The organism is Schaalia sp. (assembly GCF_050312375.1).
Lineage (GTDB): Bacteria > Actinomycetota > Actinomycetes > Actinomycetales > Actinomycetaceae > Pauljensenia > Pauljensenia hyovaginalis.
Window position 1 is genome coordinate 1 of record NZ_JBNOYB010000117.1, and the last position, 22,398, is coordinate 22,398.

15 protein-coding genes and 1 tRNA gene are annotated in these 22,398 nt (G+C 66.3%); 14 read left to right on the plus strand and 2 right to left on the minus strand.

Annotated elements, in window-relative coordinates:
- Positions 1-48: 48 nt before the first annotated feature.
- Both cydB and ACQY7V_RS09380 read right to left on the minus strand, forming a co-directional pair.
- Positions 49-1,167, minus strand: coding sequence for a cytochrome d ubiquinol oxidase subunit II (gene cydB, locus ACQY7V_RS09375; protein ID WP_235362157.1), 1,119 nt, complete (start codon positions 1,165-1,167; stop codon positions 49-51).
- Between the two features lie 16 nt (positions 1,168-1,183).
- A complete protein-coding gene (locus tag ACQY7V_RS09380) occupies positions 1,184-2,728 on the minus strand; it encodes a cytochrome ubiquinol oxidase subunit I (protein WP_235362156.1) in 1,545 nt (514 codons plus the stop codon).
- Positions 2,729-3,160: 432 nt separating this feature from the next.
- Between ACQY7V_RS09380 and ACQY7V_RS09385 the strand changes: the two genes are divergently transcribed.
- From ACQY7V_RS09385 to ACQY7V_RS09450, 14 genes are all read left to right on the plus strand, one after another.
- A complete protein-coding gene (locus ACQY7V_RS09385; RefSeq protein ID WP_428639982.1) occupies positions 3,161-5,794 on the plus strand; it encodes an Rne/Rng family ribonuclease in 2,634 nt (877 codons plus the stop codon).
- Between the two features lie 205 nt (positions 5,795-5,999).
- Positions 6,000-6,320 (plus strand): 50S ribosomal protein L21, encoded by a 321-nt coding sequence (rplU, locus tag ACQY7V_RS09390; protein ID WP_154478589.1) that lies wholly within the window; start codon positions 6,000-6,002, stop codon positions 6,318-6,320.
- 33 nt (positions 6,321-6,353) lie between these two features.
- Complete coding sequence (rpmA, locus tag ACQY7V_RS09395; protein WP_154478587.1) at positions 6,354-6,614, plus strand: 50S ribosomal protein L27; 261 nt, start codon at positions 6,354-6,356, stop codon at positions 6,612-6,614.
- A gap of 152 nt (positions 6,615-6,766) precedes the next feature.
- Positions 6,767-8,302, plus strand: coding sequence for a GTPase ObgE (gene obgE, locus ACQY7V_RS09400; RefSeq protein ID WP_428639985.1), 1,536 nt, complete (start codon positions 6,767-6,769; stop codon positions 8,300-8,302).
- Positions 8,299-9,414 (plus strand): glutamate 5-kinase, encoded by a 1,116-nt coding sequence (gene proB / locus ACQY7V_RS09405; RefSeq protein ID WP_235362153.1) that lies wholly within the window; start codon positions 8,299-8,301, stop codon positions 9,412-9,414. Before obgE ends, proB begins: the two co-directional genes overlap by 4 nt.
- Positions 9,415-9,608: 194 nt before the next feature.
- Complete coding sequence (locus ACQY7V_RS09410) at positions 9,609-10,889, plus strand: glutamate-5-semialdehyde dehydrogenase (RefSeq protein ID WP_428639987.1); 1,281 nt, start codon at positions 9,609-9,611, stop codon at positions 10,887-10,889.
- Positions 10,890-10,975: 86 nt separating this feature from the next.
- Entirely contained in the window at positions 10,976-11,557 is a 582-nt protein-coding gene (nadD, locus tag ACQY7V_RS09415; protein ID WP_303772379.1) for a nicotinate-nucleotide adenylyltransferase, read from the plus strand.
- A 39-nt stretch (positions 11,558-11,596) separates the two neighbouring features.
- On the plus strand, positions 11,597-11,983 hold the full coding sequence (gene rsfS, locus ACQY7V_RS09420; RefSeq protein WP_428639989.1) for a ribosome silencing factor: 387 nt from the start codon (positions 11,597-11,599) through the stop codon (positions 11,981-11,983).
- Entirely contained in the window at positions 11,980-12,726 is a 747-nt protein-coding gene (locus tag ACQY7V_RS09425) for a histidine phosphatase family protein (protein WP_320836530.1), read from the plus strand. The genes rsfS and ACQY7V_RS09425 overlap by 4 nt, the downstream gene beginning before the upstream one ends.
- A 140-nt stretch (positions 12,727-12,866) precedes the next feature.
- Positions 12,867-12,939: transfer RNA gene (locus ACQY7V_RS09430), tRNA-Ala, on the plus strand.
- Between the two features lie 238 nt (positions 12,940-13,177).
- Positions 13,178-14,761 (plus strand): family 43 glycosylhydrolase, encoded by a 1,584-nt coding sequence (locus ACQY7V_RS09435; RefSeq protein ID WP_428639992.1) that lies wholly within the window; start codon positions 13,178-13,180, stop codon positions 14,759-14,761.
- Positions 14,762-14,924: 163 nt separating this feature from the next.
- Positions 14,925-15,467, plus strand: a complete 543-nt coding sequence (locus ACQY7V_RS09440) for a YceI family protein (RefSeq protein ID WP_235362148.1) — start codon at positions 14,925-14,927, stop codon at positions 15,465-15,467.
- A 333-nt stretch (positions 15,468-15,800) separates the two neighbouring features.
- Positions 15,801-17,126, plus strand: coding sequence for a peptidoglycan bridge formation glycyltransferase FemA/FemB family protein (locus ACQY7V_RS09445; RefSeq protein ID WP_428639994.1), 1,326 nt, complete (start codon positions 15,801-15,803; stop codon positions 17,124-17,126).
- Between the two features lie 371 nt (positions 17,127-17,497).
- On the plus strand, positions 17,498-22,398 hold a 4,901-nt coding region (locus tag ACQY7V_RS09450; RefSeq protein WP_428639996.1), incomplete at its 3' end, for a VaFE repeat-containing surface-anchored protein.

Below are 22,398 nucleotides of genomic sequence, written 5' to 3' on the forward strand. Positions count from 1 at the left end.
TCACTCCGGTGCGCGTGCACCGGGCCACCCGTTCTTCGTTCCGGCGGATCAGCCGGCGAGGAAGTTCTCGCCGAGGCGGATCTGCTTGGGCAGGAGGCCCGTGTTGTGGTCGACGTCGTTCACGGAGACGCGCTTGCGGAAGACCCAGTAGGACCACGCCGTGTAGGCGAGGACGATCGGGACGAAGCAGAGCGCGACGACCGTCATGACGGTGAGGGTCGGCTGGGACGACGAGGCCTGCGCGATGGTGAGCGAGTAAGCCGGGTCGATCGACGACTTCATGACGTTCGGAGCCATCGCCGAGAAGATCCAGGAGACCGTACCGGCGATCGCGACGATCGAGAACACGAAGGAGAGGCCCTCTCGTCGCAGCGCCTTCTGGGAGAAGGCTGCCGAGGCGATGATCGCGAGGGCCGCGACCAGGAGCGGGATCCATGCGAGGACGTTCGTCGTGTAGGCGAACTGGCCCCACAGGAGGAAGGCCGCGGCGAGGACCGTCGCGAGGACCGTGAGCGGGGCGGCCAGGCCGTTGGCGCGTTCCCGGACGTCGCCTTCGGTCTTGAGCGCGAGGAACTGCGCGCCGTGCGCGAGGCAGACCGCGAGGACCGTGAGGCCGCCGAGGATCGTGTAGGGGGTGAGGAGGGAGAAGAAACCGCCGGTGAGCTGGTGGGCGGCGACGTCGAGCGAGCCTTCCACCATGTCGGGGGCGATGACCTGACCCGCCGCGTCGACGACCTCGATCTTCATGCCCTGGATGAAGTTCGCGAATGCGACGCCGAGGAGGATCGGGACGAGCCACGCGCAGACCGAGTGGAGCACGTCCCAGGTGTTGCGCCACTTCTCGGTCGCGATCTTCGAGCGCCACTCGAACGCGGAGATGCGGATGATGAGCGCGAAGAGGATGAGGAACAGCGCGAGGTACATGCCCGAGAACATCGTGGCGTACCACTCGGGGAAGGCGGCGAAGGTGGCGCCGCCGGCGGTGAGGAGCCAGACCTCGTTGCCGTCCCAGTGCGGGCCGATGGTGCGCACGGTCTGCGTCCGCTCCTCGTCGTTCTTCGCGACGATCTTGAGCAGGGCGCCGACGCCGAAGTCAAAGCCCTCGGTGACGAGGTAGGCCGTCCACAGGACGGCGATGAGAACGAACCAGAGGATCGACAGTGTCATGGGAGTCTCCTAGTTCTCAGTAGCCGAAGGCGAGGGCGCCGGCATCGCCGGAGTCCTTCTTGGCCGACGCGGAGTGGATTCCCTCTTGCGCATAACGCTTGAGGAGGAGGAACCAGATGACGCCGAGGACGGCGTAGAGGACGGTGAAGCCGATGAGCGTCACGAGGACCTGCGCCGCCGGCACGGTGGTCGAGATGCCCGCATCGGTCATGAGGAGCACCGAACCGACAGGATCACCCGATTCGAGGCCCTGGAGGTTCGGGACGACCACCCACGGCTGACGGCCGATTTCGGTGAAGATCCAGCCGAAGGTGGCGGCGATGAAGGGGAGGGGGAGGTTGATGAGCGCGAAGACGCCGAGCGCCTTCGAGTCGGAGACCGCTCCCTTGCGGGTCGCCCACAGGCCCCATGCGGCGAGGAGGAAGGCGACCATACCGAGTCCGATCATGAAACGGAAGGACCAGAAGGTCACCATCTGCGGGGGGCGGAAGTCGTACTGGGCGGCGTCGCCGTACTTGGCCGTGAAATCGGCGTTGGAGTTGAGGAGATCGACCATCCGCTTCTGGATGTCGGCGACGCCCTGGACCTCGGCGGTGAAGGAGTTGTGCGACATGAAGGCGGCGACTCCGGGCACCTCGATGAACTTCGTGGGCTGCGCGCCGTCGTCTCCGAGGGGGCAGGAGCCGAATTGGGCGACGGTGAAGGCGGCGCCTTCGGTGTCGACGCAGACGCCTTCGGCGGCCGCCATCTTCATGGGCTGAAGCTCGACGAGCTCCTGACCCTGGAAGTGGCCGGTGGCCGCGGTGCCGATTCCGCCGATGAGGACGACGACGAGGCCGAAGCGGGCGATCGGGCGCCAGATCCGCTTCGCCTGCTCGGCGCCCTCGGTGGTGCCGGAGCGCTGAGCGCGGACCATCCACCACAGGGCGATGCCTGCGACGAAGGTGCCGGCGACGAGCCACGAGGAGGTGATGACGTGCGTGTACTCCCAGGCGAGGACCGGGTTGGTGACGACGGCGAGGAAGCCGCCGACTCCATCGAGCTCGGCTCGGCCCGTTTCAGGGTTGAAGGTCGCGCCGACGGGGTGCTGCATCCAGGAGTTGGCCCCGAGGATCCAGAGGGCGGAGATCGCGGTGCCGATGGCGGTGAGCCAGATGGTCGCGAGGTGCATGCCCTTGGAGAGGCGCCCCCAGCCGAAGATCCACAGTCCGAGGAAGGTGGACTCGAGGAAGAAGGCGAGGAGGGCTTCGACGGCCAGGGGCGCGCCGAAGATGTCGCCGACGAAACGCGAGTACTCGGACCAGTTCATGCCGAACTGGAATTCCTGCACGATGCCGGTGGCGATGCCGAGGGCGAAGTTGATGAGGAGGAGTTTGCCGAAGAATCGGGTGGCCTGGAGCCAGTGCTCCTGGCCGGTCTTGTGCCATGCGGTCTGCATGATGGCGACCAGCAGCGAGAGGCCGATGGTCAACGGGACGAGGATGAAGTGGTAGACGGTCGTGATGCCGAACTGCCATCGTCCGATCATGACAGAGTCGAGCGCTGCCTGCGCGAGGGTCATGAGTGCTCGCCTTCCCTCAGAAGTGGTTGATGGTTGATCGCGTTCTGACGTTGGTCCTAGGACCATCGTCATGTTGCTCATGCCTCAGACTAGCGAGCTTGTGCGTGCTTTTGGGGTGCGAGCCGCGATTTTCGGCGTTTTATGACACAGCCATTCATTCCGCCATGAAATCGGGGGCTCTTGGACCTTCGTCCCCTCCGTTTCAGAATGCGAATCTGTGATCGGCGCCGCCCGGGTCTGGCATCGACCATGTGCGACAATGGGGGCATCGGACGCCGTGAGCGCACCCTTGCGGCGAGTGCGATGTCGAGGACGCCTTGGCGCCGACATCGGCTCCGCAACTGCGAGCGGACCGTAAGGATTTCCGCCCCTCGCGGGCGAGTACGAGGGCGCGGCCCGGTGCGGGACCGCGACCGGATAATTTGGAGAATCGTGACCACCGAGACCAACCAGTCGGCCCCTGAGACCCCCGCGGCTTCGCTGCTCTTCCAGGCGCCGGCATTCCAGGCCCCTGTTTTCCAGGCGGCGCCGCCCGCCCCTGCGCCCGAGCCCGGCGCCGAAGAGGAATCGCCCAAGCCCAAGCGTTCGCGTCGCAAGGCGAAGGAGAGTCCGCTCGAGTCGTCCGAGCCCCTCGCGGAGGAAGCGCCCGAGGCGGAGGCTCCGAAGCGCAAGCGCCGCACGCGCAAGAGCGCCGAGGCGAAGGAGGAGCCCCGGGCTCAGGACGCGGTCGATGAGTCGCCCGCCGACTCCGATGCCTTAGGCGCGGCCGAAGCCGATCAGGGCGAGCACGGCGAGGCCGAAGCCGAAGAAGCCGCTTCGACCAGGCGCCGTCGTCGGCGCCGGACCCGCCCTTCGCTCGCCGAGGAGGAGGGCGATCCCGCCGACCAGGTGACGGCCCTGAAGGGGTCGACGCGCCTGGAGGCCAAGAAGCAGCGCCGCAAGGAGGGCCGTCGCGAGGGCCGCCGCCGCCACGGCATCACCGAATCGGAGTTCCTCGCCCGCCGTGAATCCGTCAAGCGGGAGATGGTGATCCGTGATCAGGACGGTCTCGACCAGATCGCGATCCTCGAGGACGGCCTGCTCGTCGAGCACTACGTTGCGCGTCGCACCCAGAAGTCGATGGTGGGCAACATCTACCTCGGCCGCGTCCAGAACGTTCTGCCCTCGATGGAGGCGGCCTTCGTCGACATCGGCCGGGGGCGCAATGCGGTCCTGTACGCGGGCGAGGTGAACTGGGATGCTGTGGGCCTGGAGGGCAAGCCGCGCCGGATCGAGGCCGCGCTCAAGTCCGGCGATCCCGTCCTCGTCCAGGTGACGAAGGACCCGATCGGGCACAAGGGCGCGCGCCTGACCAGCCAGATCACCTTGGCCGGCCGCTACCTCGTCCTCATTCCGAACGGGTCGATGATGGGGATCTCGCGCAAGCTCCCCGATCGCGAGCGCACGCGCCTGAAGAAGATCCTCAAGGCGGTCGTTCCCGCGGGTTCCGGCGTCATCGTGCGCACCGCCGCCGAGGGGGCCAGTGAGGAGCAGATCCGTGATGATGTCGCGCGCCTGACGAAGCAGTGGGCGGACATCGAGGCGAAGCAGATGCAGACGAAGTCGACGCCGGTCCTGCTGCGGGGCGAGCCCGAGCTCGCCGTGCGCGTGGTCCGCGACATCTTCAACGAGGACTTCTCCAAGCTCATCATCGAGGGGCGCGAGACCTTCGGCACGGTGAAGGAGTACGTCGACGAGCTCTCGCCCGAGCTGTCCGATCGCGTCGAGCAGTGGGTGGGAACGGAGGACGCCTTCCATGCGCATCGGATCGATGAGCAGCTCGCGAAGGGCATGGACCGCAAGGTCTGGCTGCCCAGCGGCGGCACGCTCATCATCGACCGCACTGAGGCGATGACCGTCATCGACGTCAACACGGGCAAGTACATCGGCGCGGGCGGCACCCTCGAAGAGACGGTGACGAGGAACAACCTCGAGGCCGCCGAGGAGATCGTCCGTCAGCTGCGCCTACGCGACATCGGCGGAATCATCATCGTCGATTTCGTCGACATGGTCCTGGAATCGAACCGGGATCTGGTGCTCCGCAGGCTCGTCGAGTGCCTCGGACGGGATCGGACGCGTCATCAGGTCACCGAGATCACCTCGCTCGGCCTGGTCCAGATGACCCGCAAGCGCGTCGGTGAAGGACTGGTCGAAGCCTTCTCGACGACCTGCGAAGCCTGCGAGGGACGCGGTTTCATCGTTCACGATCGTCCCGTGGAGTCCTCGGGCGCCCATGATCATACGGGCGGTGCGCCCAAGCAGGCGAAGCGGAAGAAGCAGGCTGAAGCGCGTCGCCTTGATGATGAGGTCGAGCACGAGAAGGCGAAGCAGGCCCTCTCGGCCATCGCGGCGGCGACCCGGAAGGCCGAGGAGCATGCATCTGAGGATGCGGCGCCGCTCGAATCCGAGCCGCAGGCTTCGAAAGCCGATCAGGAGCAGCCGTCGGAGGCTCCGGAGGACAAGGGGTCCCGGGTTCGCGTGAAGAAGGAGAAGACCCGGGCGGAGGCTCCGGAGGCTCCCGCCGCGGGCGCCGAGGAGGCTCAGGATGATCCTCGTCGCGACGAACCCGCCGCTCAGACCCGGCAGGCCCGTCCGAGGCGTCGGCGCCGCGCGGTCGCGACCGGTGTCGTCGATCCCAGCGCGACGGAGGCCGTGGCCGCTCTGGAAGCCGCCACTGCAGGAGCGGCGATCGAGGCGCCCGAGCCCCGCGCCCTGAGCGGGAAGGCGCCTCGCGGGGCGAAGGGCGCTTCCGCCGGGGTTGAGGCGGCCCCCTCCGAAGGAGACGCTTCGGAAGCGACCGCGGCGCCGACGAAGAAGCGCCGTCGCCGTGCGGTGACGAGTGAGTCGATGGAGCCGAAGGCGGCGCCCGCCGTCGAGATCGAGCTTCCGAAGAAGGCCGTGCGGGTCGAGAGCGCTCCGCTTCGTTCGACTTCGGAGATCGATCTGCCCGAGGCCCGCGTTCCGGCGAAGTCGGCGCCGAAGCGCCGTCGCAGGGTGGCCTCGACCGGAATCATCGACGCGGGCTGATCGGCTCCTTCCCCTTCGGCGTGTCCTGAACTCGGGGGGGGTGTGGAATCGCACAGTCGAATGGGTGCGATCCGCGCTCCTCCGGGTTGCCCGGACGAGCCGAAATCGGCTAAGTTTGATCGTCGGCGCACCGAGCGCCAGCGGGAATCCGATTCCCCGCCCAAGAGTTGGGGCGGTCCGATTCCCGGTCCGTTTTCGAGAAGAGATGAGCTCCAACGTGGTCTACGCGATCGTCAAGGCTGGCGGCCGGCAGGAAAAGGTGTCCGTCGGCGACGTCGTCGTCGTCGACAAGCTTGCCGAGGAAATCGGCTCCAGCATCGAACTTCAGCCTCTGATGCTGGTCGATGGCGATGCCATCACCGTTGACGCTGCCAAGCTGGACAAGGTCACCGTTAAGGCCGAGGTCGTCGACTCCGCCAAGGGGCCGAAGATCTCGATCATCAAGTACAAGAACAAGTCGGGCTACCGCAAGCGCCAGGGCCACCGTCAGAAGATGTCGGTCGTCAAGATCACCGAGATCGCCTGACCTGAGAATCATTCGAGCAGAAAGTAGTTTCTGATGGCACATAAGAAGGGCCTCGGCTCCTCCCGCAACGGCCGCGACTCGAACGCTCAGCGCCTCGGAGTGAAGCGCTACGGCGGCCAGCTCGTCAACGCCGGCGAGATCCTCGTCCGCCAGCGCGGCACCCACTTCCACCCGGGCGACGGCGTCGGCCGCGGTAAGGACGACACCCTGTTCGCGCTCCGCGCGGGCGCGGTCGAGTTCGGCGTCAGGCGCGATCGCAAGGTCGTCAACGTCGTCGAGCCGGTCTCTGCCTGAGACCGACCGCTCGTGGAGGGCGTCCGGCACTGTGCCGGACGCCCTTTTCCACATGATGAGGACGCGCGGCCTTGGAAGCGCACCCTCCGGCGGCGCGCAGGCCGCACCGCCCTCGGCACCGAATACCCCTCTTCGATCATTCAGGAGACGACATGGCAGACTTCGTCGATCGCGTGACGATTCACGCCTCCGGCGGCAACGGCGGGAACGGCGTTGCCTCCATCAAGCGTGAGAAGTTCAAGCCGCTCGCCGGTCCTGACGGCGGTGACGGGGGCAACGGCGGTTCGGTGATCCTCGAGGTCGACTCGCAGACGACGACCCTGCTCACGTACCACCGTTCGCCCCACCAGCGCGCCCAGTCGGGCACGCCCGGCATGGGCGACTTCCGCCAGGGGAAGAACGGCCAGGACATCGTCCTGCCGGTTCCCGATGGCACCGTCGTGAAGTCGGCATCGGGCGAGCTCCTGGCCGATCTGACGGGCGAGGGCGCGCGCTTCGTCGTGGCCGAGGGGGGCAAGGGCGGACTGGGCAATGCGGCGCTCGCCTCCAAGGCGCGCAAGGCCCCCGGTTTCGCGCTGCTCGGCGAGCCGGGCGAGGAGCGCGACGTCGTCCTCGAACTGAAGTCGGTCGCGGATGTCGCGCTGGTGGGCTTCCCCTCTGCGGGCAAGTCCTCGATCATCGCGGCGATGTCCGCTGCGCGTCCGAAGATCGCCGACTACCCCTTCACGACCCTCATTCCCAATCTCGGTGTCGTTCAGGCGGGGGAGACCCGTTACACGATGGCCGACGTCCCCGGTTTGATCCCGGGGGCATCCACGGGCAAGGGCCTGGGCCTGGACTTCCTGCGCCATATCGAGCGCTGCGGCGTCGTGGTCCACGTCCTCGACACCGCGGCCTACGAGTCGGAGCGCGAGCCCGTTGCGGACCTGAGGACCATCGAGGCGGAGCTCGCCGCCTATCAGGGTGACCTGGGCGAGATCGAGGGCTACGTGCCGCTCATGGAGCGCCCCCGCGTCATCGTGCTCAACAAGGTCGACGTTCCCGACGGGCGCGACCTCGCCGAGATCACGCGCCCGGAGCTGGAGGAGTTCGGCTGGCCGATCCATGAGGTGTCGGCCGTGACGCACGAGGGCCTGAAGGAGCTCTCCTTCACGCTCGCGCGCCTCGTCCTCGAGCATCGCGCGAGCCTTCCCGAGCGCGAGGCGGTGCGGCCGGTCATCCGCCCGAAGGCCGTGGGCTCTCGCGACGAGATCACGGTCCGTCAGACCCGCAAGGACGGTGAGGAGGTCTTCCAGGTCCGCGGTCAGAAGCCGGAGCGCTGGGTGCTGCAGACCGATTTCACGAACGACGAGGCCATCGGTTACCTGGCCGATCGTCTCGCCGCCGCCGGAGTCGAGGACGCCCTCATCAAGGCGGGCGCCGTCGCGGGCGACACGGTCGTCATCGGCGACCTCGACGGCGGCATCGTCTTCGACTTCGAGCCGACGCTCACGACCGGCCCGGAGCTCCTGGGCCAGCGGGGGACGGACCTGCGCCTCGATCAGTCGAGCCGTCCGACCCGCAAGGAGAAGCGCGAGGTCTACCACCAGGTCATGGATGCGAAGGCCGCGGCCCGTGAGGAGCTGTGGACTGAACGCCGTCAGGGCGTGTGGACCGACCCCGATGACGTCTCGAGGAGCGGGAAGTGACCGATTCGGAACGGGCTCGCCTCGACCGGGCGGGCCGAATCGTCATCAAGATCGGCTCGTCCTCGCTGACCCGGGACGACGGGGGCCTGGACCTCAACCGGATCGACTCGGTGGCGCGTCTGGTCGCGAAGTGGCGGACCGAGGGGAGGCAGACGGTCATCGTCTCCTCGGGCGCGGTGGCCGCAGGGCTCGACCCCCTCGGCTTCGCCGGTCGGCCGCGCGACCTGGCGAGCGTTCAGGCGGCGGCCGCGATGGGGCAGGGGCTGCTCGTGGCCCGTTGGACATCGGCCTTCCAAGCGCACCACCTCGATGTCGCGCAGCTGCTCCTGACGACCGAGGACGTCATGCGCCGGGACCATTACACGAACGTGCGGGCCTGCTTGGACAAGCTGCTCGGCCTGGGAGTCGTCCCGATCATCAATGAGAACGACGCGGTGACGACCCGTGAGCTCCGCTTCGGCGACAACGATCGTCTCGCCTCCTACGTCGCGCAGATGGTGGTAGCGGACGCGCTGGTGCTGCTCACGGATGTGGACGGCCTGTATTCGGCGCCCCCGAGCCATCCGGGGGCCCGTCTCATCGACGAGGTCCGTTCGACGGATGAGCTGCACGCGGTGCTCGTCACGGGGGCGGGGTCGAAGATCGGTTCGGGCGGCATGGTGACGAAGGTGCAGGCCGCGACGATGGCGGCCTCCTCGGGCATCGGGGTGGTGCTCACCTCCGCCGATCGTCTCGCGCAGGTCCTCGCGGGCGAGAAGGTGGGTACCTGGTTCGCGCCCTCCGCCGTGCGTCCGGCGTCGAGGCGCCTGTGGATCGCTCATGCGGCCCCCTCCCGCGGTGAGATCGTCGTCGACGAGGGCGCGGCCCTTGCGATCACACGGGGGAAGAAGTCCCTGCTCGCCGCGGGCGTCGCACGCGTGCTCGGGCACTTCGAGTCCGGTGACGTCGTGGACATCGCGGGGCCGGCGGGGCTGCTCGCGCGGGGCATCGTCTCCTACGATTCGGACACGATCGCCGAGATGGCGGGCTCGACTGCCGAGGATCTGCGCTTGGCCGGTTGGGATCATCCCAAGCCGGTCGTGCATCGCGACGATCTCGCCCCGCTCCTCTGAACACCCTCCCCTCCCGCCGAGGTCATCACCTTCAGCCGTCGAAGTCATCACTTTCGCTCGTCGAGGGGATCTCCGCGTGACCGCCGAAAGCGAAGGGGAACGACGAATGGCCGGACGGGCCTCCGCCGACGCGCGCCGCATCGGGGAACGGGCTCGATCGCTCGGCGCCCGCCCTCGTGTGCCATGATGGCCGAATGGACGATACTCCTGATATCTCCGGGCGCACCGACGCCGCACGCCGGGCCGCTCGCGCCCTCGCCACTGCGAAGACCGCGGTGAAGAACGCCGCACTCGAGGCGATCGCCGCGGCGATCGTCGAACGCGCCGAGGAGATCCTCGCCGCGAACGCCCGGGACCTCGAGAAGGGCCGGGAGAAGGGCATGTCGGAAGGACTGCTCGACCGCTTGGCGCTGGACGGATCCCGGATCGCGGCGATCGCCGACGCCGTCCGCGAGGTGAAGGCGCTGCCGGATCCGGTCGGCGAGGTCATGCGCGGCATGACGAATGAGCTCGGTCTGCGCATCACTCAGGTGCGCGTCCCGATGGGCGTCATCGGCATGATCTACGAAGCACGCCCCAATGTCACGATCGATGCGGCGGCCCTGGCCCTCAAATCGGGCAACGCCGTGATCCTGCGCGGCGGCAGCGCGGCCGAAGGATCGAACCGGGCGATCATCTCAGTCATGCGGGACGCGCTCTCATCCGCGGGCCTTCCCGCAGACCTCGTGCAGACCGTGGACGACCTCGGCAGGCCCGGCGCGACTGCGATGATGCGCGCGCGCGGCGGAATCGATGTCCTCATCCCCAGGGGCGGGGCGGGGCTCATCTCCGCAGTGGTCCGAGAATCCATCGTCCCCGTGATCGAGACCGGCACGGGCAACTGCCACGTGTACGTCGATTCGGGCGCCGACCTCGAGGCCGCCGAGCGGATCATCATGAACGCGAAGACGCAGCGGGTCGGCGTGTGCAATGCCGCCGAGACGCTGCTCGTCCACCGCGACGAGGCCGAGCGCTTCCTGTCCAGCGCCCTCACGCGTCTTGCGACCGCGGGCGTGACCCTTCACCTCGACGAGACCGGCCTCGAGATCGCCCGAAGGGACGCCTCGATCGATGAGGCCATGATCGCGCCCGCATGCGAGGAGGACTGGGCCGCGGAGTACCTGTCGATGGACCTCGCGGTCAGGGTCGTCGATTCCATCGACGAGGCGATCGAGCACATCCGGAGCTACTCCTCGGGGCACACCGAGGCGATCTGCACGCCTTCGCTCGCTTCCGCGAATCGCTTCAGGACGGAGCTGGATTCGGCGGCGATCGCGATCAACGCCTCGACGCGTTTCACCGATGGCGGGCAGCTCGGCCTGGGAGCGGAGATCGGGATCTCCACGCAGAAGCTCCACGCGCGCGGCCCGATGGGCCTGGCGGAGCTGACCACGTCCACGTGGATCATCGAGGGCGAGGGGACGGTGCGCCCGTGACGGGGGCGAAGGGGGGTCTCACCCAGGACGAGGGCGTCACGACCTCCGCTGCGAAGGAGTTCTCCGCCGGCCGCCCTCGTCGATCGATCGGCATCATGGGCGGCACCTTCGATCCGATCCACCACGGTCACCTGGTCGCCGCTTCCGAGGTGATGGAGGTGTTCCATCTGGATCAGGTGATCTTCGTGCCGACGGCCATGCAGCCCTTCAAAGCGGGACGGCGCGTCACCTCGGCGGAGCACCGCTACCTCATGACGGTCGTCGCCACGGCCTCGAATCCGCGCTTCACCGTGTCGCGCGTCGACATCGACAGGGGCGGCACGACCTACACGATCGACACGCTCACGGACCTGAGCGAGGAGTATCCGGAGGACACGGACTTCTACTTCATCACGGGCGCGGATGCGCTCGCGCAGATCGTCCAGTGGAAGGATTCGGACAGGCTCTTCGAGATGGCCCATTTCATCGGCGTGACCCGTCCGGGCCATGCGCTCGACGCCTCGGGCCTGCCGAGCGCGTCGGTGTCCCTGGTCGAGGTGCCCGCGATGGCGATCTCCTCGACGGATTGCCGAGCGCGCGTCGAGGCGGGCAAACCGGTGTGGTACCTCGTACCCGACGGGGTCGTTCAATACATCAATAAGTATGATCTGTACAAGGAAATGGACTGATCGGCCCCGGGCCGAGGAGGAGGAAGCGCCGCTGTGCCGGTGTTGACGAGTGATCTGGTGGGCGTCGCGGCGAAGGCGGCGTTCGACAAGCTGGCGCTAAACCCGGTGCTCGTGAATGTGGCGGACAGGCTCGCGATCGCGGAGTCCTTCCTCATCGCCTCGGCGTCGTCTGAGCGCCAGGTGCGCGCGATCGGGGAGGAGATCCTCGACCGGGTGGCCGATGAGCTCGGCGTCGAGCCGGATCATATCGAGGGGCGCACAGGCAACCGCTGGATTCTGCTCGATTACGGGGAACTCGTCGTCCATGTGCTCCTCGATGAGGAGCGCGATTTCTACCGTTTGGAGAACCTCTGGTCGGACGGGGTGATCGTGCCTCTGGAGGATCCTGCGTTGAGCGATCCGGTGCGTGAGAGGCTCGGCGCATGAGCGGCGCCTTCGCGGGGGCGCGCGGCGCCTCGAAGATCGTCTTCGTCCGGCACGGGCAGACGGATTTCAATGTGCAGCGCCGTTTTCAGGGGATCATCGATCATCCCCTGAATGATCACGGGCGCGAGCAGGCGCGCAGGGCGGGCGAGGTGCTGGCCAGGCGCATCGCGTCGCCGAGCGCGCAGGTGGGCATGAATGTCGGTGCCGCCGTCTCGGGCGTCGCGCGGATCATCTGCTCCCCGTTATCGAGGGCGCATGAGACCGCTCGGATCCTCGCCGCCGCTTTCGGCGCCGAGAGCGTGAAGGCGGGTGAGCCGAAGGTCGATGAGCGCCTCATCGAGCGCTGCTACGGCCTTTTCGAGGGACTCACGGTGGACGAGGCGATCGCGCGCCACGAGGGCGAGGTCGCCCAATGGCGTGCGACGGGGGAGTGCGAGGCCGCCGGGGTGGAGGCCTCGGATCGCGTCGGGCGCAGGATCATGGATGCGGCGCTCGATGCGGCCGCGTCTGCGCCCGAGGGGTCGACGCTCGTCGTCGTGTCGCACGGTGCGGCGATCTCGCGCGGGCTCGTCACCTTCATGGGCTTGAATCCTCTGAGCTTCGATGCTCTGCGGGGCCTGGACAACTGCCATTGGTCGGAGCTGGCCTGTGTGGGCGGGGGAGGCTCGGGCGCGTCCGGGGCTCCGGCATGGCGTTTGACCTCGCACAATGTCGGCTATCGCGAGGACGTGCTCGGAGCGTGAGCGGGTGTGTCGTCGGACTCGGGGCGCTGAGGCGCGCCGAATCGAATGTGTGGTGACCAGCACAGACCTTCGATTTTACGAATCGGCATTGCGCCCGCTATACTTAACGGGTCGCCGCAACGGGGACGATAAATGAAGACGGGGCTATGGCGCAGTTGGTAGCGCGCTTCCATGGCATGGAAGAGGTCAGGGGTTCGAATCCCCTTAGCTCCACAAGCGAACCGCGGATCCGATGGGTCCGCGGTTCTTCGTTTCCGGGCGCGGCCGTGAGTCCGATTCGCGTATCCGGCTTGCCGCGTCGCTTCTGGCGCTCCTTTCGCGGGCCGGATTCCCGTCGGCGAGAACCTCGTGACAGCCCGTTCCCGTCTGCCTACTCTCGTTTCATCCACTTAATTACCGACTGGTTAATAAGTGTGTTCGCCTCGGAGGCGCCGCTCGTCAGATCGACGCCATGATGCCGAGCGCGACCGCGGCCCGTCCGGCGATGACGACGATGACGACGAAGGAGCCCGATATGAACCCCCTGATCTCCGGATTCCACCCCGACCCGAGCATCTGCCGCGTCGGCGAGTACTACTACCTCGTGAGCTCGACCTTCGAGTACCTGCCGGGCATCCCGATCTACCGCTCGAGGGACATGGAGCACTTCGAACTCCTCGCTCATGTCATCGTCCGCGACGGCCAGTCCGGCGTGAAGGGCGTGCCGACCGGCGGAGGCGTCTGGGCGCCGACGATCCGCCATCATGACGGCCTCTTCTACCTCGTCGTCCCCGACATGATGGGGACGGGGCGCGGGAACGTCCTCTTCACGGCCGAAGATCCGGCGGGCCCCTGGTCGGACGGCATCGTCATGGACGTGCTCGGCATCGATCCCGACATCGCCTGGGACGAGGAAGGCGCCTGTTACGTCACGATGTCCGGCTTCCTCCTCGATGAGGAGACGAACACTCTGGTCCACCAGGGCATCACCCAGGTCGAGTTCGATCCGGCGACGGGCAAGGCGCTCACGGAGCAGAAGCGCCTGTGGTCGGGTACGGGCGGCATGTTCCCCGAGGCGCCACACCTCTACAAGATCGGCGATTACTGGTATCTCATGATCGCCGAGGGCGGGACCGAGCGCGGGCACTCCGTGTCGATCGCGCGCGGACCTCGCCCCGACGGGCCCTTCACGGGCGCTCCGCACAACCCTCTCGTGACGGCGAGGGGCACGGATCGCCCCGTCCAGAACTCCGGGCATGGCGACTTGGTCCAGCTCAGTGATGGGTCGTGGGGGATGGTCCTCCTCGGCACGCGCCCGCGCTCGATGACCCGGGCCTTCGCCCCGATCGGTCGGGAGACCTTCTTCACCCCGGTGACCTGGGTCGATGGCTGGCCGCATGTCGAGCCGGTGAGGCTCGGCGAGCGCCGTCCGGCCGAGGATCTTGCGATCACCTTCCCGAGCGAGGCCCCCTCCTCGCTCCGCGGATTCGACGGCGAGCTCATCTCCGTGCGGGCCTTCCCCTGGGAGATCGTCGATCTCGAGGCGAGGCCGGGCTTCGCCCGGATCGAGGGCGTTGGCGTCGGCATGGAGGATGCGCACCCGCGCTTCCTCGGCATGCGCGTACGCACCGAGGAGATGGTCTTCACCGCCGCCCTCGACCTCTCCGAGGGTGTGGGCGGCATCTGCCTGCGCTACGAGGAGGGTGCGCGTCTTGAGATCGAGGTCGCAAGCGGGGTCGCGACCGCGACCATGACGATCCGCGGTCTCACCCAGTCGTGGAGCCGCGCCCTCGTCGGCGAGGCCTCATCCGTCGCGCTGCGCATCGGCGCCGAAGCTCCGCAAGCGGGCAAGGCCGTCATCGGCGCCTCATGCGATCGCCTCTTCGCACAGATCCGCGAGGGCGGGGAGTGGGTGACGATCGGGGCGGTCGACGGCGCATTCCTCTCGAGTGACTTCACGGAGTCCTTCGCGGGTCGCGTGATCGGGGCTTACGCCCGGTCCGGCAGGGTCGACGTCGAGCGCTTCGACTACCGAGGGCGGGACGTCGAGCGCTGAAGGCGCGGCAGGTTGTGCGCTGAACGGTCCCGGAGCCCGTGCGGGCTCCGGGACCGTGTCACATCCACCATTTGCAAGTAGTTGAGAATTCAACTAATCTAGTGGTCAGGCAGGAACGCTACTGCACCGCGATGAACAATCGACAACGAACAAAGGAACCCTCATGACCGACTTCCCCGCCCTCTCCGGCACCTGGGTGATCGACCCCGCCCACTCCTCCTTCAACTTCACCGCTCGGCACGCGATGGTCACCAAGGTTCGCGGCAAGTTCGCCGACATCGCCGGCGAGATCGTCATCGACGGCGAGAACCCGAGCAACTCCTCCGTCTCCGCGACCGCCCAGGCCGCTTCCATCGACACCGGCAACGCCCAGCGCGACAGCCATCTCCGCACCGGCGACTTCCTCGAGGCCGACACCTACCCCGAGCTCTCCTTCACTTCGACCGCGGTCGAGGTCGAGGGCGATGAGGTCACCGTCACCGGCGATCTCACCATCAAGGGCGTCTCGAAGACCTTCACGGTCGAGCTCGACTGGGAGGGCCCCGCCAAGGACCACATGGGCAACGAGCGCCTCGGCTTCGAAGGCGCATTCGAGATCAACCGCACCGACTTCGGCGTGAACTTCAACGCCGTGCTCGAGACCGGCGGCGTCCTCGTCTCGGAGAAGGTCGTCATCACCCTCGACGTCTCGGCCGTGCGCGCCTGACTCCTCGTGCGAGATCGATCGGCGATCCCCGTTCCGCCCCGCTCGATCTTGCGGAGTTGAAGAAACGGCGACGCGGGGGAGGCGGTGTCCGATGCGAAAGCATCGGGCACCGCCTCCTTGTGCGCACGCGTTCGCAGGGAGGGCGCGCGAGCCCGTGCGATACACTGGCGCCATCGGGTCCGCGGCCCTTGCGAGGCCGGCGCGGAGGGATTTCCGCCTGATGGGAAGAAGTCGTTCCGCTCTTCGAAGGCGCGACTGATCGCGATTCGCGCAAATGACTGCGAATGGGAAGAGCGAGGATCTGTGGGGACGAGTGAGGACGGGTAGGTCGACGTGGGGCAGAACGTGGAATTCGTGACGATCGAAGAATCTGAGCTCGAGCTCTTCTCGCGGGCCGTGCCGCGGATGAATTTCCTCCAGCTCCCCGCATACGCCCGGACGAAGAGGCGCGGCGGCATCGAGGTCGAGATCGTCGGCGTCAAGCGGATGCTCGACGGTCGCCGCGAACTCCTCGCCGCGGGTGTCGTGACTTTCTCGCCCTGGAAGCGCTTCTTCTCCGTCGCCCATCTCTTCTTCGGGCCGACCTTGAATGAATCGCTGATCGAGGCGAGCGGCCTTCGCTCGGTCGACGTGCAAAAGGCCTTTTACGAGGGCCTCCTCGCGCACCTGCGCGCGAAGCCGCGCGTGATCGCCGCCGAGCTCGTTCCCCCGGTCTTCCGCCGGAAGTACTCCGATGTGGATGTCGTGGAGCGGACGGCCCAGGGGGAGGAGACGGAGGCGCTCCTTCATGAACTCGGGGCGCGCCGCGTGGAGCGCGAACCCGAAGAGGATCCCGCGATTCAGGCGCACTTCACCTTCACCAAGGACATCGAGGGGATGAGCTTCGAGGAGGTCGTCTCGAGCACGACCCAGCAGGCGCGTCGCGCCTTCGCGAAATGGGGGAAGAACGCGGTGAGCGTGGAATTCGTTCCGCCCTCGCGAACGGACATCCTGCAGAGCGTCCTGGCCGCAACCGCGCAACGCACGACGATGGATTCGTATATCGCCTCCGACGCGACGGCCCGGTACTACCGGACCTTCGGCGAGGAACTGGGGGAGGGGGAGGTCTTCTTCCCCGTTGCCCGCCTCGATACCGACAAGTACCTCCGGATCGTCCGCGATGAGATTTCTCAGGTCGAGCGCAAGCGGAACGCCCTTCTTGAAACTCTCGCGCGGGCGCACGAGGAAGGGCGCGAACCGGGCAAGAAGCAGAAGAATCAACTCGATCAGCTGACGAGCCAGCTCGAGGCCGCTCAACGCAGGCTCGCCGATGCCGAGCAGATTCGCGCCGAGCACGGCGATGAAGTGGTGCTGGCTGCGAGCATGTTCATCCATACTCCGAATGAACTCGTGTTCCTCACCTCCGGCGCTTTCGCGGAGTTCAATTCCCTGTACGGGATCTACCTGATCCATCGCCGAATGCTCGAGTGGTCGGTTGAGAACAAGGTGAAGTGGTACAACTTCTGGGGGATCGCGAAGGACTTCTCGCCTGAGGGCGATGCCGGCGGCGTGCTGAAGTTCAAGCGGCATTTCAACGGCGATGTCGAGGAGTACCTCGGTACCTACGATGCGCCGATCAGACCCGTGCTCGCCAAACTCCTGGGAGCGCTTCGGGCCTGAGAACGGCTCGGGCGGCCGGCTTCCCCTCGCGCGAGTGCGCGGGTGACGAGGGCGGTTCGCCTCGAATGGAGAAACGTTAAGGGGCGGCGCTGGAGGCTCGGTCTCGGCGCATCCTCCTCAGAGGGGGCGCGTGACGCTCCTTCCTCGCACGCATGCGCCCGGGGGATTGCTTCCCAGCGGAATCGCGGGCGCCCCGGATGAGAGGGGCATGCTTCCCGTCCTCGTCCCGCAGTGATGTCAACTTTGAAGAATGTGGGATCTGCTTCATTCGAAGGACTGTGGTGGGGCGGTGTCGGGATGGTAGGTTAGCGGGTACCTTTTCGAAGCATTCTGCCTCAACATCACATGGAGGATTAGTGATATTCACGCAAATGCGAACGCGAACGCGCAATCTCGTCGCGGTCTTCGCGGCGGTTGCGATCGTTGCTGTTGCAGCTCTAGCAGGCGGCGCGATGCGCGCTGCAGCGGCGGGCGAACCGATCAGATTCCCGAATACGTCTCGTGTTGAAACTTCAACTGACGAGGCGTATTACATTTCAGGCCCGGATCGGATGCTGACGATCTGGAACTCCGACAACAAGGTCGTTGAGGACTGGGCCTTCTGCATGAACCACGGCCGTTCGTTCCCGCAGTACGACCCCAGTGACCAGAGCGGCAAGAACCGGTACTACTACACGGGCAACACGCAGGATTCCTTCACGAAGCTGCTGTCGACCTTCCTGGTTTCACGTCCGCTGGATTCCGCTCAGACGTACCTCGCGGTGCGTGAGCTCCTTTACGTCTTCCACGAGGACCCGTACGGCTGGCGTGCGAACAATCCGGACTGGTACGGCGACAATGATGAAGGCGATCTGCACTGGTACCTTGCGATTCAGCAGGCCATCTGGCATTTCACCGATAACTCCTGGTGGCCGAAGGGCGGCCCGTGGGGTGAGGACGGCGGAATCGACAAGGACCTCATCTACAAGGTCGCGCGCGGTGAGCGGGCATCTGCGATCCCGTCCGACGGTTCCAAGATCGTCGACATGCGCACCTATGATGTGGTGGGCGGCTTCTGGCGCTTCGGCAAGCAGAACGCCGTCACCATGCGCGTTTCTGAGAAGTCGAACTTCGTCCGCATCCTCAAGCTCGACGCGTCCCAGTATGGCAATCTTTCCGATTCTGAACTCGCGGCCCTCGTCGAGAAGAACCGTGACGGCCTCGCCGACGCCGAACTCGCGTTGAAGACCGAGATCGGGCCCGTGGTCTTCGAGGAGCGACCGGTGGTCTTCAATACGACCACGATGGCGCAGCCTCTCGAGATCTGGGAGACCCATCACTTCACGATCGCGGAGAACCAGGCTCCGAAGGGCTTCCTCCCCGTGGACCCGGTGTCCTTCGTGTGGGACGCCAACGGCAATGTCGTCCTCGACCAGGGGACTCCCGCGACGACGGCTCGCATTGTCCCCAAGTCGGCGGTCAACTGGGATAAGTACCAGTGGGATCCGAATGTCATCGAGGGGCACAAGTGGCAGGCCGACACCATCGTCCTCTTCGACGGCAAGCCTGAAGTCGGGAAGTTCCCGCTGAGCATCGAGAAGACCGGCTTCGTGACTCGACAGGGCGAGTTCTCCAAGCGCAATATCGGCGGCGTCGAGTTCACCCTCGAGGGTCTTTCAAGCGACTTCAAGCAGACCTTCCAGTCGAAGGACAACGGAGCGACCACCTTCGAGGTCGTGCCCGGCAAATACCGTTTGACCGAGACGAAGGCCCCCGCCGGATACATCGGCGCGGGTCCGGTCGAGTTCACGGTGAACGCGGACGGCACGATCAGCGGTCTTCCCGCGCAGGGGAGCGTGTCCGCCACCGGATCCTTGGTGACGGTGCACAACGCCAACGAGCCCACTGCGAAGACCTCCGCCGTGTGGGAGCAGGGCGAGACCGACTCGAAGCGCTACTACTACACCGCTTCGGAACTCGCCAAGGCTCCTGACACCCTGACCATCAATGACCGCATCGACTACATGGGCCTCGAGCCGGACAACTATGTGGCGGTCGCGTCCTTCGTGAAGAACAACGCCGGTGGCGAAACCGCTCCCGGCAACGCATTCGTCGTGTTCACGGTGGATCCGGATAAGCCGAACGGCTCGGCGACCATCCATGTCCCGGTTGCGAAGGCTCAAGTGGATGTGAATGCCACGACCTCCTTCACCGTGTACGAGCGGATCTACCGCGAGTCGGACGTCAGCTATGGGGCCGACGGCACCACCGTGTCTGTCAATGAGGGCGCGACGCCCGTGGCGGTACACACTGATCCGGAATCGTCCGCGCAGAGCGTCATGATCGAAGTCACCGGCGACCAGCACAAGGTGAGCTTCGACAAGTACGACGATCAGGGCAACCTGCTCGCCGGCGCTCGACTCGTCATCGAGATGAAGCAGGGCGAGGAATGGGTGAAGGTCCACGAATGGGACACCACCACGACTCCCGATCAGGTGCAGCTCGGCCTCACCAATGGCAGCTACCGCTTGATCGAGAAGATCGCGCCCGCAGGTTTCGCGAAGCCCGCGTCGGCAAGCGCTGACGGCGTCCTTTACGAATTCACGGTGAACGACCAGGGTGTCCAGCTCCCGCAGGCGGTCGACAAGACCGTGACCGGTGATCTGACCCGGGTCAAGGTCGTCAACACGCCCGTCGAGAACAACGGCGAGCTGAAGACGACGGTCAAGGCGAACAAGGTCTCGGGCACGGCGGACAATCCCGCTTCCGTCATCCTCGAGAAAGGCGCGACCTCGGTGGCGGTCGTCGACTCGGTCGAGTACAAGGACCTGAGGTTCCCGACGGTCGGCGGTCTCGTGCTGACCGGCATGGAGTACGAGCTCGAGGGCAGGCTCTACGAGGTGACGATCGGCGCCGACGGCAAGAAGAGCGTCGACACCGACAAGCCGATCGCCACGAAGACAGCTACTGTCACGGCGGACAAGTCCGGTGCGGGCACCTGGGACCTCGATTTCGGCAATGTTGCGGTTCAGCCGGGCAAGGCCTACGTGGTCTACGAGAAGGCGACCTCGAAGCTGAAGCTCGTCTACAACAAGGACGGCGACCTCGTCCCGCACGTCGTCAAGCACGAGGACCCGAGCGACAACTCCCAGACCTTCACCACGACCGTGGACAAGGGCAACGTCAGCTTCTCGAAGGTCAACCTCGGCGGAACGGAGATCGCCGGCGCCGAGATCCTGATCAAGAAGGGCGATGAGGAGATCTCCAAGTGGACTTCGGGCGACAAGCCGAAGGATCTCCAGCTCGAGCCGGGCACGTACACCTTCCATGAAGAAGCCGCCCCGAGCGGTTACGAGGTCGTCACGGACTTCAACTTCACGGTCAAGGCGGACGGCACAGTCGAGGTTGCGGACGTCGAAACGAATGGGAACGTCGAGGTCTCCGAAGACGGCACCAAGGTGATCGTCACCGACGATGTCTACCCGGGTCCGGTTGACGGCGACGACAAGTCGCCGCAGCTCCGCACCACCGTCAAGGCCGGTGCTTCGACTGCGGAGCAGGATGCTCCCGCACGCGTCACCGCGAATGATGCGATGCCGGGCGTCCAGGTCGTCGACACGATCGCCTACAAGAACCTGGTCGCCGGCGAGGACTACATCGTCACCGGCAGGCTCTTCGAGGTCGTCGAAGGCGAGGTCGCTCCGGATGCGAAGCCCCTCGCGGTGAAGACCGCGAAGCTCCCGGCATCCGATACCGGTGCGGGCAACTGGGAACTCGATTTCGGTAACGTGACCGGCCTCAAGCCCGGCAAATCCTACGTCGTTTTCGAAACGGCGGAGTCCGTGAACATGCTCGTCGACACGAACGAAGACGGCGCCGGCGATGCCCCGCAGAACGCCACCCATGAGGATCCGAAGGACAAGTCGCAGACCGTGACCGTCGAGGAGCTCAGCCCGAGCGCACCCCAGATGGCGACCACGGTCGCCGCCGAGGGCGCACCGGCGTCCGCCGAAGGCGCGACGGTCGTAACGGCTGAGCAGGCCGCCGCGGGCGTCCAGGTCGTCGACACGATCACCTACAAGAACCTGCAGGCCGACGAGAAGTACACCGTGACCGGCACTCTCGTCGAGGTCGCGAACGGTCAGGTCGTCAAGACTGTCGCTGAAGCGACCGTCTCGCGCACCTCGTCCGCGACGGGTGAAGGCACCTGGAGCCTCGACTTCGGCAAGGTTCAGGGGCTCGAGCCCGGCAAGTCCTACGTGATCCTCGAAAAGGCGGTCTCGTCGGCGAAGCTCGTCGACGCTGACGGCGACGGGGAGAACGACGAGCCGCAGGTCGTCAACCACAACGACCCGACCGATCCTTCGCAGACCGTGACGGTCGAACCGGGCCCGGATACTCCGATCACCCCGGGTGAAGGCGACGAGCCGAGTCTGAAGACGACGGCTGCTGCGAACGGTGCTTCCGCTTCGGCTGCCGGGGCGGCCTCGGTCGCTGCCGCTGATGCCGCTCAGGGTGTTGCCGTGACGGATACGATCGCGTACTCGAACCTCTTCGGGGGCAAGGCGTACACGGTGACCGCGAAGCTCATGAAGGTCGAGAACGGCCGGGCCGTGGGCGACCCGATCCTCGCGACCACGGTCGTGAAGACGGCTGCCGTCTCCGGTACCGGTGAATGGGCCATCGACCTCGGTGCAACCACAGGTCTTGAACCGGGCGCGTCCTACGTCGTGTTCGAGAAGGCCGTGTCGGTCGACCCGCTCATCGACACCGACGGTGACGACACTGCGGATTCGCCGCAGACCGGGACCCACGAGGACCCGAGCGATCCGTCGCAGACGGTGACGGTTGAACCGGGGCCGAACACACCCGGCCCGAACGACCAGCCGAAGCTCGCAACGACGGCTGCTGCGAATGGTGCTTCCGCTTCGGCTGCCGGCGCGGCGAAGGCCTCGGATAAGGGGCAGGGCATCACCGTGACGGATACGATCGCGTACTCGAACCTCTTCGGGGGCAAGGAGTACACGGTGACCGCGAAGCTCATGAAGGTCGAGAACGGCCAGGCCGTGGGCGACCCGATCCTCACAACCAGGGTCGTGAAGACGGCCGACGCCTCCGGCGTCGGCACCTGGGTCGTCGACCTCGGTACGACCACCGGTCTTGAGCCGGGTGCGTCCTATGTGGTGTTCGAGCGGGCCGTGTCGGTGGATAAGCTCGTTGAGCCGGGGCCTGATGGTCAGCCGACGAAGCCGCAGGAGGGGTCGCATGAGGATCCGACTGATCCGTCGCAGAC